Source organism: Streptomyces sp. NRRL S-1813, from assembly GCF_000719605.1.
In the GTDB taxonomy this organism is placed as follows: domain Bacteria; phylum Actinomycetota; class Actinomycetes; order Streptomycetales; family Streptomycetaceae; genus Streptomyces; species Streptomyces decoyicus.
In genome coordinates, this window is the sequence record NZ_JOHB01000006.1 from 287,870 (window position 1) to 301,646 (window position 13,777).

The following is a 13,777-nucleotide window of genomic DNA, read 5'->3' on the forward strand; positions in this document are numbered from 1 at the left end:
CGGTGTACGGAAAGGCGCGCGTGGTGTCCGCGCAGTACGCCGATCCGGCGTACGGAAATGCGGGTGACAGCCTCGCCCGGCGGCCACCAGGCTGGTGTGTCATGACCTACGACAACAGCCGTCCTGCCGAGAGCGCCCGGCCCGCCGCGGACACCGATGTACCGCGCCGCGACCCGCTGCCGCTCCTCGGCCGTACCGCCCTGGTCACCGGAGCGAGCCGGCGCCGCGGCATCGGCTACGCCGTCGCCCGGCGGCTGGCCGCATACGGAGCCGGCGTCTATCTGCACCACCACGTTCCGCACGACAGCGGGCAGCCCTGGGGAGCGGACCCGGGCGGCCCGGACGCGGTCGCCGCCGGCGTACGGGAACTCGCCGTACCCGGAGCGGTGGTGGCCCACGGGCCGGCCGATCTGGCCCGGCCGGACACCCCCGCCCGCCTCCTCGACACCGCGGCCGAGGCGCTCGGCGGCAGACTGGACATCCTCGTCGCCAACCACGCGCTCAGCGGCAGCGACGGCCCCCTGGACACGCTCGACGCGGCGATGCTCGACGCCCATTGGGCGGTCAACACCCGCTCGGTGATCCTCCTCGCGCAGGCCTACGCCCGCCGGCGCGTACCAGGGCTGCCGGGCGGGCGGATCGTGATGATGACCTCCGGACAGGACCTGGGCGACGGTATGCCGGAGGAGATGGCCTATGGCCTGGCCAAGGGGGCGCTCGCCTCGGCCACCCGCAGCCTCGCCACCACGTTCGCCGGCCTCGGGGTGACCGTGAACACCGTCAACCCGGGCCCGGTGGACACCGGTTACGCGGTCGGTGCGCTGCGCGAGCGGGTCGCCGGGCGCTTCCCCGGGGGCGAGTGGGGCACGCCCGACGACCCGGCCCGGCTGATCGCCTGGCTCGCGACCGACGAGGCGGGCTGGATCACCGGGGAGGTCATCAACTCGGAGGGTGGTTTCCGGCGTTGACCCCGGCAGCGGCAGCGGCAGCGGCAGCGGCAGCATCAGCATCAGTGGCAGTGGCAGTGGCAGTGGCAGTGGCAGCGTCAGTGGCTGCGGACGCGTCGATCTCGTAGGCGCGCATCCCGTCGCGCTCTCCGACGAACCGGAAGCCCGCCCGTACCAGAACACGCTGGGACGGCACGTTCTCCGGCTCGGTCAGGGCGCACACCGTCCGTACCCCGGGGTGGACGGCCGCCCAGCCGGCGAGCAGTCGCGCCGCGTCGGTCGCCCATCCGGCGCCGCGGGCGGACGGGGAGAGGTCATAGCCGATCTCCACGAAGCCCTCGGCATCCGGCGGGCCGTGGAAGCCGATGCTGCCGAGTGCCGTACCGGCTGCCGCGTCGGACAGGACGAAGACGCCCCAGCCGGGACGGTAGCGGCCGGCCGCGGCAGCTCGTACGGCGATACCGGCGCCGCCGGAGGTGGCCTCGGGCGGTGTGCCGTCGATCCAGTCGAAGCCCGCGGGATCGCCGTCCGCGACCCGGGCGGCGGTGGCCGGCAGCAGGGCGCGCAGGGCCACCCGGCCCGCCGTGAGGGCCAGCGGGTAACCGGCGCCCGCGGTGACCAGCGCCTCGAACAGCGGCCGGTGGTCCGCCCCCGCCGGCAGGCCGCTGACCTGTCCGTCGCCGACCTCCACCACCCGCCACACGCCGTCGGTGCGCAGCGCCAGATCGGTGGTGACGAAGGGCAGGCCCAACTCCCGCACGGCAGGCGCCACATGGGTGAGATCGGGGGCGGGGCGCAGCCCCGGAGTGTCGGGGTGCGGGCCGATCCATACCGGCTCGCCGTCCACCCACCACACCCGCGCCTCACCCACTCCGGCGAACGGTTCGAAGGCGCGCAGCACCACGCCCCCGGTCAAGAAGTCCTCCTGGAGGTCGACGAGGCGGCCGACGACCGAGGCCAGCCGCTCGGTGTCGGCCGCGTCCGGCACATAAGCGGCCTCGTCCCATTCGTGCTTACGGGACTTGACCCAGTCCTTGACGACGAGCGGACAGGGACCGCCCGCCGCGCGGAATGCCTCGGCAAGCTCCGCCAGGGCCGCCCGCTCCGGGGGCCGGCCGGGTGCGCAGGGGAGCCAGACGCAGTGCGGGGTGAGCGCCCGGAAGGTGGCGTACCAGCCCGGGAGCTCATGGGCGGAGCGGTAGGCGGCGGGCGAGGTCAGCAGACGGCAGCCGCGGGCGGTGAGCGCCGCGGACAGCTCGGTATAGCGGCCGGCGGGCAGCATCCAGCCGCGGTACCAGACCGGTCCGGCATCGCGCGGAACCCGTGCCACCGCCCCTTCGGCGTCCCCGGCGGCCAGCGCCTCGTGGTCGAGCACCGCGGTCGCCGCGCCGGCCGACTGCGCCGTGGCCGCCTCGGCCGCGAAGTGCGGATCAGTGCGGCGCGGGCGGAGCGGGTCGCCGGGGAACAGAAGCAGCGGCCGGTCCGCCGCGAGGTCCACTGTCATGTCAGCGGACCCTACGGACGGCGACGGCCGGCCACAACACCGCTCGAAGTGGCCGGCCGTCGCACACCCGGGCCGCGGTCAGAGCGCCGACAGCTCGCTCAGCAGGTCGTCCAGGCCCAGCGAGCCCTGCGACAGCGCCGCCATGTGCCAGGCCTTGAGGTCGAAGTCCGCGCCGTGCCGGGCGCGGGCCGCCTCCCGGCCCTGTAGCCACACCCGCTCACCGAGCTTGTAGCCGATCGCCTGGCCGGCCATGCCCTGGTAGCGGGTGATCTCGCTCTCGACGAAGTCGGCCGGGCGGCTGCTGTGCCGGGCGAAGAACTCGTGCGCCAGCTCCGGTGTCCAGAGTTCACCCGGGTGGAAGGGGGAGTCCGCCGGGATCTCCAGTTCCAGATGCATCCCGATGTCGATGATGACCCGGACGGCCCGCATCATCTGCGCGTCCAGGTAGCCGAGGCGTCGTTCGGCGCTGGTCAGGAAGCCGAGTTCGTCCATGAGGCGCTCGGCGTACAGCGCCCAGCCCTCGGCGTTGGCGCTGACGATGCCCACCGTCGTCTGGTACCGCGAGAGCTGGTCGGCGACATGGGCCCACTGCGCCAGCTGGAGGTGATGGCCGGGCACCCCCTCGTGGTACCAGGTGGAGACCAGGTCATACGCCGGGAAGCGGGTCTCGCCCATCGTCGGCAGCCAGGTGCGGCCGGGACGGGAGAAGTCCAGCGACGGCTGGGTGTAGTACGGGGCGGCGGCGCCACCGGGCGGGGCGATCCGCGACTCGACCCGGCGCACCCGCTCCGCCAGCTCGAAGTGGGTGCCGTCGAGCCCGTCGATGGCCTCGTCCATGAGCGACTGGAGCCACTGCCGGGTCTCCTCGACGCCCTCGATCGCCTCGCCGTGCTCATCGCACCAGGCCAGTGCCTCCCATGGCGTCTTCGCCCCGGGCAGGACCTTCTCGGCCTCGGTCTCCATCTCGGCCAGCAGCCGGTGGAACTCGGACCAGCCGTAGGCGTACGCCTCGTCCGCGTCGAGGTCGGCGCCGTTGAAGTAGCGGGCGAGCAGGGCGTAGCGCTCCCGGCCCACCACGTCCGGTGCGCCCGCGATGGCGGGGGCATAGCTGTCACGGAACCAGTCGCGCAGCTCCACCAGGGCGCCGGTCGCCACCCCGGCGGCCTCGGTCAGCTCGGCGCGCAGGCTGTCCGGGCCCGGGTCGGTGAACTCGGCGAACCAGCTGCGGTCCGTACCGATCCACTCGTCCAACTGGCCGATGACGGTGCGGACCTGGAGCGGTCCGGCGGGCAGATCACGCTTCAGTCCGGCGTCGAGGGCGGCGCGGTATCCCTCCAGCGCGGCCGGTACGGCCCGCAGCCGCTGGGCGATCGCCGCCCAGTCCTCGTCGGTCTCGGCCGGGGTGACCGTGAAGACCTCACGGACGTGGTGCAGCGGCGAGCTGAGATTGCTGACCGTGCGCAGGCCCTCGCCCGCCTCGTGGACCGCCAGCTCCGCGGTCAGCCGCTCGCGCAGCAGCCGCGCGCAGATCTGCTCGGCGGCAGTGTCCGCACCCGGCCGGGACTCGGCCTCGGTGAGCTTCTCCAGCGTCGTACGGGCGAGCTGGGCCACCGCTTCCTGGCCCGTCGGTGAGAAGTCGGGGAGCTTGCGGGAGCTCTCGGCGATGCCGAGGAAGGTGCCGGTGATCGGGTCCAGGTCGACGAGGGCGTCGACATAGGCATCGGCGACCTGGCGGGGCAGCGGACCGCCCTCGGAAGAAGTGGTGTGGGACATGGGTCCATCCTCGTACGGATGGCCCCGCCGCGTCACCATCAAGAGGCTTTACGTTGCTGTCGCTTTGCGCCGCCCTTGCCTTCATGCGGCGGCCGGCCGGGCGTCGGAACGCCAGGCCGGCCGGAGGGCTTCGGTGCACGGTGGGCGCCGCGCGGTGGTGGTCAGCGGCGCGCCGTGCCGTCCTGGGCCCGTACGCTCTCCCGGTGCTCCCGCCGGGCGGGCAGACCCGTCGGGCGGGCGGTGATCACGAGAGTGCCTTCCTCTATCTGGTAGTCGAGCGGCAGCCCGAGGCCGCGCATCGCCGCCACCATGCCGGTGTTCGAGGCCTGGGTGATCGCGTAGACGCTCGCGCAGCCGGCCTCGGCCGCCATCGCCGCCAGCCGGCGCAGCAGCTCGGCGCCGATGCCGCGCTGCTGCCAGGCGTCCTCGACCAGCAGCGCGACCTCGGTCTCGTCCCCGTCCCACAGCAGATGGCCGAGCGCCACCAGCCGGCCGGAGGCGGTCTCCACCGCCAGGGTGCGGCCGAACCGCGGGCTGAGCAGATGGCCGAGATAACGGTCCGCGTCACCGACCGGGCCGTGGTAGCGCAGGCCGAGGGTCTTCGGCGAGCAGCGGTCGTGCATCTCGCGCGCCGCGGCCAGATCGGTGGTGTCGGCACGACGGACCGTGATCTCGTTGCCCTCGGGCAGCGTCAGCACCTCACGCCGCGGCGGCACGCGCTGGCCGAGTCTGGCGTCCAGGTCGACCAGTGCGCGAACCCGGGCGAACTCGGTCGGGGTGAACGGCAATTGCGGCCTTTCGAGGGTGAGCGAACCCCCTGAGGGGTCGCGGAACTTCATGATGTGCTCCTCCAATACACCTTCCGTGGGCACCTGCTCCGCGAGCGGCTGACCGCTCAACGAGCGCGCGGGCACGGACCGGATCGTGCAGCGCCCGAGCAGCTGTCGCAGTGCCAGGGGGAGTTCGGCGGAATCCAGGGCCGTACGGGTCGCCAGTCCCAGCATCCGGGTCGGCGCATCGACGAGATCGTGGGTATCGGCGCGCTCCAGCCAGCTGTGCGCGCCGCCCGCGTCGGCGACCGTACGGGCCAGCGCCGCGGAGGTCAGCGCGTCGGGTGCGCGCAGCAGGAACTCGTCGACCGTGCCGTCGGACAGCGGGTGGGTCTGAAGGCTGAGGATGTCCACCCGCCGCGCGGCCAGTGCCGTGCACAGTGCGGCCAGGCTGCCGGGCGCGTCCCGGACCGTGGTCCGCATCCGCCACAGCACCGTCTCCTGGCCCTCGGCCCCAGGGGCCTGCCCGGCAGGGGACGCCGCTGGGGCGCCGGTATCGGTCGGCGGCGGGGCGTTTTCGTGGCGTCGTGACCACCAGACGTGGAACCCGGCCGTGGCCAGCAGCGCGACCGCGGCGGAGCACAGCATGACCGGGCCCGACGGGCCGTGCGCGACCATATTGGCGATGATGTCGGCCACCGCCACGGCGGTGAACAGGGCGGCCAGCTCGACGACGTCCCGCCGCCAGTGAGAGCGACGGATGGCATGGGCAGAGGATGCTTCAGTCATGCACACAAGCCTGGCGGACAGGTGTTGCCTGATCGCCAACACCTTGTGTCCGACGGGTAAAAGACGCAATCGACGCATTGGCCTCTACTGTCCTGCCTGTCCCGGTTGCAGCACCTTGCTGAACAACACCTTGCCGCCTTCCTGACACAGCCGCACCGTCAGCTCCCCGCTTCCCCCGTCGATATCGATCTCGCCGAAGTACTGCGGACTCTCCGCGGGGGAGGTGTTGGCACGGTCCGGCGCCTTGATGAACGGCTGCTCGGGCCCGAACGTTCCATCCAGCTTCAACGCCTGGAATCCGCCCGCGTTCAGCGGCCCCGACACGAACTCCCAGAACGGCTCGAAGTCCTTGAACGCGGCCCGCTCCGGCGCGTAGTGCTGCGCCGCGGTGTAGTGGACGTCCGTCGTCAGCCACACCGTGCCGGTCACCCGGTCGTGCTTGATGTGCCGCAGCAGCTCCGCCAGCTGGAGCTCGCGCCCCAGAGGAGCGCCCGGATCGCCCTGCGCCACCGCCTCGAAGTTGGTCTTGCCGTCCGGGACGACCAGTCCCAGCGGCATATCGGAGGCGATCACCTTCCACACCGCATGCGAGCGGGACAGCTCTCGCTTGAGCCAGCGCAGCTGCTCGGCCCCGAGAATGCCCTGCGGGTCGTCGGTCTGCCGGCCGGGTGAATTGGCATTGCGGTAACGGCGCATGTCCAGCACGAACACATCGAGCAGCGGTCCGTGGTGCACCACGCGGTAGACCCGGCCGCCCCGGTCGGGCCGCAGCGTGCGGATCGGGAAATACTCACTGAAGGCGCGCAGTGAGCGCGCGGAGAGCACATCCGTCTCCTTCACCGTGTACCGGTCGTCATCGAGCAGTTGCCCCGGGTACCAGTTGTTGTGCACCTCGTGGTCGTCCCACTGCGTGATCGTCGGCACCTGCGCGTTGAAGCGGCGCAGATTGTCGTCCAGCAGGTTGTAGCGGAATGCGCCGCGGAACTCCGCCAGCGTCTCGGCGACCTTCGCCTTCTCCTCCGTCGTCACATTCCGCCAGATCCGGCCGTCGGGGAGGGTGACCCGCTCGGGGATCGGGCTGTCGGCGTAGATGTTGTCGCCGCTGCACAGGAAGAAGTCCGGGTTCCGGCGCCGCATGTCCTCGTAGATGCGGTAGCCGCCGCGGTCCGGGTTGATGCCCCAGCCCTGCCCGGCGAGATCGCCCGACCAGTGGAAGCGCACGCCAGTGGGATGGCGGCCCGCGGGCGCCGTACGGAAGGTCCCGGTGACCGGCTCGCCGGTGCGCCGGGGGTCGTCCGGGTCCGCGAGCAGCACCCGGTAGTGGATCTGCTCACCGGCGGGCAGGCCGTGCAACGAGGTGACGCCGGTGAAGTCCGTCCCCGCCCCGATCACCGGTCCACGCCAGGACCTGGCGTTACGGAACGACTCGGTCGCAGCGGTCTGCACCACCATCCGGGCCGGCCGGTCGGAGCGCACCCACACCAGACCCGAGGACGTGGTCACATCGCCGACCTGCACGCCCCAGTCGGCGCTCGGCCGCCCGCTGCGGGCCTGCGCCGGCGAGGCGCAGGAGATCGCGGGCAGTGCCAGCGCCGCCGAGCCCGCCGCCGCGCCCTGTAGCAGCGACCGCCGTCCGAAGCCGCCGCCGGATCCCTGCGCCATTTCCAACCTCCATGCCTCGACCGACTTCACTGCCGCCTCGTTCGTATCGCTGTCCGGTGCCCCGCAGCCGAACGGACGGTGAACAGCGGTCCGTTCCCGTTCCGCGCCCCGAATGGTCCCTGAGCCCTGTGACCCACCGGACCCGGGCCATGGTCGCAAGACCATCGGCCGACCGCCAGGATGACGCCGGGATGTTTACGGTCCTGGTGGCAATTCACCGGATCCGTCGGGCCGGTGCGCTCGGGCCACGCCCGGCGGCCGCGGGTGCAGTGCCCGGGCCGCATGCGAGCAGCATCTCCGCCCGCGGCCGTACTGTTGACGAGAGCGGTGAGCGGGAGCGCAGGGGTCAGTTGACGCGGTCGGCGTAGCCCTCGGGCAGGTCGGCCGCGTCCGCGGCGATGACGCCTCCCTTGTTCTCGCCGCAGTCCTCGAAGACACCGGACGCTCCCACCAGGCAGCCAAGCTGCTCGGCGCGGCACAGGCCCTCTGGCAGTCGGCCGGATGCCCCCTGCCCGGCCTCGAACAAGGAGATCGCCGCCAAGCTCGTGATCTCCCCGCACCGCAGGAACCCACCTCGCCAGCCTCCGGGGCGAGCTCGGCTTCACCTCCCGTACCCAGATCGCGACCTGGGCCGTGGAACACCGCGGGAGCGGATCGAGCGATGCAGCGATGGAGTGATCGAGCACAACGCTGCCTAGGACACGTCCTGGTTCACGGTGTCGAGGATGACCCGCGCCACCAGCGCCGGGTCGTCGTGCATCGGCACATGCCCGCAGCCCGGCAGCCGGACCAGCCGCGCGCCCGGAATCGTGTGCTTGGCGCGGACGCCTTGGCGGGGGAGCAGCAGGCGGTCCCGGCTGCCCCAGCCGATCGTCACGGGGACGTCCGGCACATCGGTGGTGAACCGCACGGCGCGGCCGGCCGTCAGCGTCGGGGTGAAGCCGGGCGCCTCGCGCAGGGCCCGGGTCTCCGCAACGACGGCATCGGCCGAACGGCGGCCGGGGTGGGCGTAGATGGTGCCGGTCAGCGAGGCGCGGCCGAGGGCGGTCCGGGCCAGGGTCTCCACCACCGGATGGGGCAGTGCCTGCGCCCCCGCGTACATGCCGCGCAGCACACCGAAGGCGTAACGCCGCTCGGCGGGGGTCCAAAAGCCCGCGGGCGAGAGCGCGGTGACCGACCGGACCGCCCGCGCGCGCCCCAGCTCCAGGGCGAGCAGCCCGCCCAGCGAGTTCCCCACCACATGCGGGCGGTCGGCCCCGAGCTCCGCGAACGCCGCGATGAGCAGCGGGACGACCGACGACAGGTCGTAGGAGGAACCGTCGGGCAGTGCGGGGGAGGCGCCGAACCCCGGCAGATCGAGGGAGATGACCTCATGGGACGCGGCCAGGATGTCGCACACCGGGCGCCAGGCCTGGAGGTGGTGGCCGATGCCGTGCAGCAGGACCACAGGTTCGCCCGCGCCCTTGCGCTGGTACGCGACCGTGAACGGCGGCCGGTCCGCGGGGGTGACACGGGCGAAGGAGACCGGGGCGGTCATCAGAACTCCTCGGGGGGTGCGGTGCTTTCGGTGGGGCCGGGCATGCGCTGACACGATGCCAGCTGAGGCTACTGAGCGGTATGGGGCGGCCGCGGTGAGCACGGGATGTGCTGCACACCACCCGCCCGGTGCCGCCGCGCTCCGTGGTTTCCGCTGGACAAGGCCGGGACGAGCCGGTGGGATGGAGGGGTGCTGAGCGAATCCACAACCGGTTTCACCGACGTCTTCGAGGAACACCGCCCCGTGCTGTTCGGGGTGGCCTACCGGATGCTCGGCCGGGTGGCCGATGCCGAGGACGTGGTGCAGGACGCATGGCTGCGCTGGGCGGCAGCGGACCGGTCGGAGGTGCGCGAACCGCGTGCCTTTCTCGTACGGATCACCACCCGGCTGGCCATCGACCGGCTGCGCCAGGTCCAGTCGCGACGTGAGTCCTACGTGGGCCCGTGGCTCCCGGAGCCGCTGGCGACCGACCTCGGCGGCACCGCCCCGGACACCGCCGACCGGGCCGTGTTCCACGAATCCGTGACGCTCGCCGTGCTCGTCGTCCTGGAGTCGCTCTCCCCTCTGGAGCGCGCCGTGTTCGTGCTGCGCGAGGCCTTCGGCTATCCGTACGCGGAGATCGCCACCGCCCTCGACCGCACCGAGGCGGCGGTACGCCAACTGGCGGGCCGCGCCCGGCGGCATGTGGAGGACGGCACACCGCGCTTCGAGGTCGACCAGGGCCGGCAGCGCGAACTGACCGAGCGGTTCATGGCCGCGGCGGCCGGCGACGATCTGGCAGGGCTGCTGAACCTGCTCGCGGCGGACGCGCGGCTGGTCGGGGACAGCGGCGGAAAGGCCAAGGCCCCGCTGCGGATCATCGAGTCCGCGGACAAGGTCGCCCGCTTCCTCTTCGGCGTCACCAGGTCCGTGCCGCCCGGCATGGAGTTCACCGTCCTCGAACTCAACGGCGGGATCGCGCTGTTGGCGCGGAACAACGGAGTGCCGGACACCGTCATCCAGCTCGGCGTCCGGGACGGCAAGATCCAGACGGTCTACATCGTCCGCAATCCGGAGAAGCTGGAGTCGCTCGCGGCCGGCTGAGCGGCGGCCCGCAGACCGGGCCGCGGACTGGACAGCACCGGCACACCGGCGTCGAGCCCCTCGGCCGCCGCTGCCATGGATGCCTGCGCCAGGACGATCACGTCGGCGTCCCGGATCTCGCGCACCGCGGAGACGACCGCGGACCGGTAGCCGTCGCTGTCGCCGGCCTCGAAGCGCTCCCAGGCGCCCGGCACCAGCACGCTTCGCACGCTCACCGCACGGCCGGCCCGGTCGGCCTCCTGGGTGATCAGGGCCTCGGTGGGAGCGAAGGTGCTCTCCACGGCGGCGAGCACGGTGATGCGCGGGCCGGCGGCGACGGCGGCCGCGGCCATCGGACGGTCCACCCGGAGGACGGGGAGGCCGAGCGCCGCACCGGCGGCCTCGGCGACGGAACCGATCGTCGAGCACGTGCACAGCACGGCCCGCGCACCGTCTTGGGCGGCCGCGGCGAGCTCGGCGGAGACGTCCTCGGTCACCGCGTCGGGCCCCTGCGCCCTTGCGCGGTCGAGGAGTTCGGGACGTACGAGGTGATGCAGCGCCAGCCCGGGGGCCTCCTCGTCGCGCAGCGCGTCGAAGACGGGGACGTGGACGGGCGAGGTGTGCAGCAGGGTGAGCATGCCGGTGACGGTAGCGCGCGGCGGTGCAGAGGGCGCGGGTGGGGCGGTGGGTGCGGGCGGTTGCTCCGATCCGAAACGGATGCCGGATTGGTCTTGACCAAGGGTGGGGGCGGCCATATCGTCGGGATACTGCAACAACCTTTAATAAAGAAGCGCTCATAATCGGGCGCGCAGGCGGCCCGGCGGAGGCAGGGCCTGTGTGCGGGTCCGAGTCCCATGGGGGAGCAGCCCCGGTAACGGCCAGTGCGGAGGACAGGGTGGGGACCACGCAGCTCGAAACGGTGCCGGAGCCGAAGTACTGGCACCTCAAGACCGTGCTCAGCGATGCGCTGGACTCGGAGTTCGCGGTCGGCGAGATTCTGCCCAACGAGCGTGACCTGGCGGCGCGGTTCGGTGTCGCCCGGGCCACGCTGCGGCAGGCGCTCGAACAGCTGGAGCTGGAAGGCAGACTCCAGCGCCGCCGCGGTGTCGGCACCACGGTCGCACCGCCGCGCGTCGGCGTCGCCGTGGACCCCGTCCGCCACACCTGGCCGGGTGCCGCCGGCGACGACTGGCAGCCGGTCGACGCCGTCGAGAGCGATACGGTGCCCGCCGCCGTGGCCGGCCTGCTCGCGACCGCCCCCGGCGAACCGGTGCACATCGTGCGCCGCAGCCGGGTCACACACGGCCGGCCCGTCGCCGCCGAGCTGCTGTACGTCCCGGCGGAGGCGGTCCCGGGCTGCCCGCCGGTGGCCTCGCTCAGCGCCCCGGCTCGGGCCCGTGCGGTCCTTCAGGAGCTTCAGACGCTGGAGCTGGGGGGCCAGGACCGTACCGTCGAGCTCGGCTCGGCCCGTGCGGAGGACGCCAAGCAGCTGGACCGGCTGCCGGGCGCGCCCGTCCTGGTCGTCACCACCCGCTATGTCTCCGGGGGACGCACGACGGCCGTTGCGGTCTCCACCTACCGTGCGGACACCTGCCGGCTGACCTTCGGCGAGAGCGACGCGGCGGCCCTGCTCGCGAGCTGAGCCGCCCGGCGGACGACGTACGGGCCCACTCCGGACAGCGCTCCGGAGCGGGCCCGTTCTTCGTGCCGTGGCGGCCGCCGGCCGGGCGAGGGCCGGTCACGTGCCGTGGGCCAACGGCGGCCCGTCACATGTCGCGGGGCAACGGCGGCCGGTCGCCTGCCGTTCGGTCAGCGGCGGCCGGTCACCGCGTCACGGCTCGGGCGGCGGCCCGTCACCGTGCCCTCCACCGCGAAGAGTTCGCCCTCCACATGATCGAGCGCGAGCCGCAGCGCGCCCGTGGCGACCGCCGCCTCGCCCAGCTGCGACAGGGCGACCTGCGGCGGGCGCAGACAGTAGCGCGCCAACTCGCTGCGCAGCGGGGCCAGTACACCGTCCAACTCCGCCGCCCAGCCGCCGATCACCACCAGCTCCGGGTCCAGCGCCAGCACCAGCGCCGCGACATCGTGCACCAGCCGCCGGAGGAAACGGTCGACCGCCTCCCGCGCCTGTGCGTCGCCCTGCCGCGCGGCTGCGAAGACCGCCGCGACCTGCGCCTCGTCCAGGGGGTGCAGCGGCTCTCCGGTCGTCGACAGCAGCTTCTCCGGTGTCGCCTCGCGGCCGAGCAGATGCAGGGCGCCGATCTCCCCGGCGGCCCCGCCGAAGCCGCGGTGCAGGCGTCCGCCGATCAGCGAGCCGGCCCCCGGGCTGAGCCCGGCCAGCACGAAAACGATGTCATCGGAGCCGGTGGCCGCGCCCTGCCAGTGCTCGGCCACCGCGGCGGCATTCGCGTCGTTCTCGACCAGCACCGGGCAGCGGAACGACCGCCGCAGCCGCTCACCCAGCGGCAGACCCGTCCAGCCCGGCAGCGCGGTGCTCAGCCGTACCGTGCCGTCCGCCTCCACGATGCCGGGCCCGGCCACACCGACGGCCCGCAGCGAACTGCGGGGCACGCCCGTGCGGCGCAGCAGATCGGCCACTACGGCACGGACCCGCTCCAGCCGCTCGTCGGCCGGCGCGGTCTCTTCGACGGGGCGCTGTGCGGTGTCCAGTACCCGCCCGCTCAGATCGGACAGCAGGGCCGCGACGCGGTGCGGGCCGATCTCGATGCCCAGCAGATGGCCGGCCTCCGTACGGAACCGGAACCTGCGGGCCGGCCGCCCCTGGCGGCGCGTCCCGCCCTCCTCGGCGGCCGCCTCGACCACCAGGCCGGTCTCCATGAGCCCCTCGACCACGCCCTCGACCGTCGGCCGGGACAGGCCCGTCACCTGGACGAGGTGGGTGAGCGTGGGGGAGTCCGCGGCGCGCAGCGCATGCAGCACCACAGCGGAGTTGATCCGTCGCAGCAGGGAGGGGTCCCCGCCGGTGAGCCGCCCCAACGTACGTCTCCCTCACTTTGCGTGTGTGGCGGATCGTAGCCGGTCACCTGAGGGGCGGCGAGTCCCGTGGTGGCTGCTTCCGCGGTCAGCCGGGCGAGACGAACCCGGACTCGTACGCGGCGATCACGGCCTGGGTGCGGTCCCTGGCCCCCAGCTTGCCCAGCACCGAGCTGACATGCGTCTTCACGGTCTCGGCTCCCAGCACGAGTTCGCCGGCGATCTCCGCGTTCGACAGCCCCCGGGACATCAGGCGCAGCACCTGCTGCTCCCGTGCGGTGAGCGCCGCCCGTTCGAAGTCCGCCCGGGCGCGGTCGTTGCGGCGGCCGGCCGCCATGCTGCGCAGCGCCGCAGGGAGCAACAGCGATCCGCCCTCGGCCACGAGCCGCACCGCGTGCACGATCTCGGCCGGCCGGGAGCGCTTGAGCAGAAAGCCGTCCGCGCCCGCGCGCAGCGCCTCGTAGACGTACTCGTCCTCCTCGAACGTGGTCACGACGAGGATCCGGGGCGGCTCGGGCACCGAGCGCAGCACCGCGCGGGTCGCCTCGATGCCGTCCAGGAGCGGCATCCGTACATCCATGGCGATCACATCGGGCCGCAGCTTCCGCACCAGCGGGACGACGGACGCCCCGTCGGCCGCCTCGCCCGCCACCTCGATATCGGTCTGCGCTTCCAGGATGGCGCGCAGCCCCGCGCGTACCAGCGGCTCGTCGTCGACCAGGAGTACGGAAATCGGCAC

The 13,777-nt window shown here is 73.0% G+C and carries 12 protein-coding genes; 3 read left to right on the forward strand and 9 right to left on the reverse strand.

Going from position 1 to position 13,777, the window contains the following annotated elements; genetic code table 11:
* Positions 1–101: 101 nt before the first annotated feature.
* Positions 102–968: an SDR family oxidoreductase gene (locus IF67_RS0112720; RefSeq protein ID WP_030985121.1), complete on the forward strand. Its 867-nt coding sequence runs from the start codon at positions 102–104 to the stop codon at positions 966–968.
* On the opposite strand, the gene IF67_RS45965 is transcribed toward IF67_RS0112720, so the two are convergent.
* The 6 genes from IF67_RS45965 to IF67_RS0112750 all read right to left on the reverse strand — a co-directional run bounded on the left by IF67_RS45965 (position 940) and on the right by IF67_RS0112750 (position 8,982).
* Complete coding sequence (locus IF67_RS45965) at positions 940–2,451, reverse strand: GNAT family N-acetyltransferase (protein WP_078889396.1); 1,512 nt, start codon at positions 2,449–2,451, stop codon at positions 940–942. The genes IF67_RS0112720 and IF67_RS45965 overlap by 29 nt on opposite strands.
* Before the next feature lie 78 nt (positions 2,452–2,529).
* On the reverse strand, positions 2,530–4,224 hold the full coding sequence (locus IF67_RS0112730) for a DUF885 domain-containing protein (RefSeq protein ID WP_030985125.1): 1,695 nt from the start codon (positions 4,222–4,224) through the stop codon (positions 2,530–2,532).
* Positions 4,225–4,385: 161 nt separating this feature from the next.
* Entirely contained in the window at positions 4,386–5,783 is a 1,398-nt protein-coding gene (locus IF67_RS0112735; RefSeq protein ID WP_030985127.1) for a GNAT family N-acetyltransferase, read from the reverse strand.
* Positions 5,784–5,867: 84 nt separating this feature from the next.
* Positions 5,868–7,445 carry an alkaline phosphatase D family protein gene (locus tag IF67_RS0112740; RefSeq protein ID WP_030985128.1) on the reverse strand — a complete coding sequence of 526 codons (1,578 nt, stop codon included), beginning with the start codon at positions 7,443–7,445 and terminating at the stop codon, positions 5,868–5,870.
* Positions 7,446–7,791: 346 nt separating this feature from the next.
* Positions 7,792–7,986, reverse strand: a complete 195-nt coding sequence (locus tag IF67_RS42950) for a hypothetical protein (RefSeq protein WP_030985130.1) — start codon at positions 7,984–7,986, stop codon at positions 7,792–7,794.
* 153 nt (positions 7,987–8,139) lie between these two features.
* Complete coding sequence (locus tag IF67_RS0112750; RefSeq protein WP_030985131.1) at positions 8,140–8,982, reverse strand: alpha/beta fold hydrolase; 843 nt, start codon at positions 8,980–8,982, stop codon at positions 8,140–8,142.
* Between the two features lie 189 nt (positions 8,983–9,171).
* On the opposite strand from IF67_RS0112750, the gene IF67_RS0112755 reads away from it, so the two are divergent.
* Complete coding sequence (locus tag IF67_RS0112755) at positions 9,172–10,065, forward strand: RNA polymerase sigma-70 factor (RefSeq protein ID WP_030985133.1); 894 nt, start codon at positions 9,172–9,174, stop codon at positions 10,063–10,065.
* On the opposite strand, the gene IF67_RS0112760 is transcribed toward IF67_RS0112755, so the two are convergent.
* Positions 10,017–10,682 carry an aspartate/glutamate racemase family protein gene (locus IF67_RS0112760; protein WP_030985135.1) on the reverse strand — a complete coding sequence of 222 codons (666 nt, stop codon included), beginning with the start codon at positions 10,680–10,682 and terminating at the stop codon, positions 10,017–10,019. The two genes, IF67_RS0112755 and IF67_RS0112760, sit on opposite strands and share 49 nt — an antisense overlap.
* A 257-nt stretch (positions 10,683–10,939) precedes the next feature.
* Here IF67_RS0112760 and IF67_RS0112765 point away from each other — a divergent pair, with 257 nt between their 5' ends.
* Positions 10,940–11,686 carry a GntR family transcriptional regulator gene (locus IF67_RS0112765; RefSeq protein ID WP_030985136.1) on the forward strand — a complete coding sequence of 249 codons (747 nt, stop codon included), beginning with the start codon at positions 10,940–10,942 and terminating at the stop codon, positions 11,684–11,686.
* A gap of 167 nt (positions 11,687–11,853) precedes the next feature.
* On the opposite strand, the gene IF67_RS0112770 is transcribed toward IF67_RS0112765, so the two are convergent.
* Together IF67_RS0112770 and IF67_RS0112775 are read right to left on the reverse strand one after the other, a co-directional pair.
* Positions 11,854–13,041, reverse strand: coding sequence for an ROK family protein (locus IF67_RS0112770; RefSeq protein WP_030985138.1), 1,188 nt, complete (start codon positions 13,039–13,041; stop codon positions 11,854–11,856).
* A gap of 85 nt (positions 13,042–13,126) precedes the next feature.
* A complete protein-coding gene (locus IF67_RS0112775) occupies positions 13,127–13,777 on the reverse strand; it encodes a response regulator transcription factor (RefSeq protein ID WP_030985140.1) in 651 nt (216 codons plus the stop codon).

Coding starts and splice junctions, on each gene's coding strand:
- IF67_RS0112720 (WP_030985121.1), top strand. CDS start 102: ATGACCTACGACAACAGCCGTCCTGCCGAGAGCGCCCGGCCCGCCGCG.
- IF67_RS45965 (WP_078889396.1), bottom strand. CDS start 2,451: ATGACAGTGGACCTCGCGGCGGACCGGCCGCTGCTTCTGTTCCCCGGC.
- IF67_RS0112730 (WP_030985125.1), bottom strand. CDS start 4,224: ATGTCCCACACCACTTCTTCCGAGGGCGGTCCGCTGCCCCGCCAGGTC.
- IF67_RS0112735 (WP_030985127.1), bottom strand. CDS start 5,783: ATGACTGAAGCATCCTCTGCCCATGCCATCCGTCGCTCTCACTGGCGG.
- IF67_RS0112740 (WP_030985128.1), bottom strand. CDS start 7,445: ATGGCGCAGGGATCCGGCGGCGGCTTCGGACGGCGGTCGCTGCTACAG.
- IF67_RS0112750 (WP_030985131.1), bottom strand. CDS start 8,982: ATGACCGCCCCGGTCTCCTTCGCCCGTGTCACCCCCGCGGACCGGCCG.
- IF67_RS0112760 (WP_030985135.1), bottom strand. CDS start 10,682: ATGCTCACCCTGCTGCACACCTCGCCCGTCCACGTCCCCGTCTTCGAC.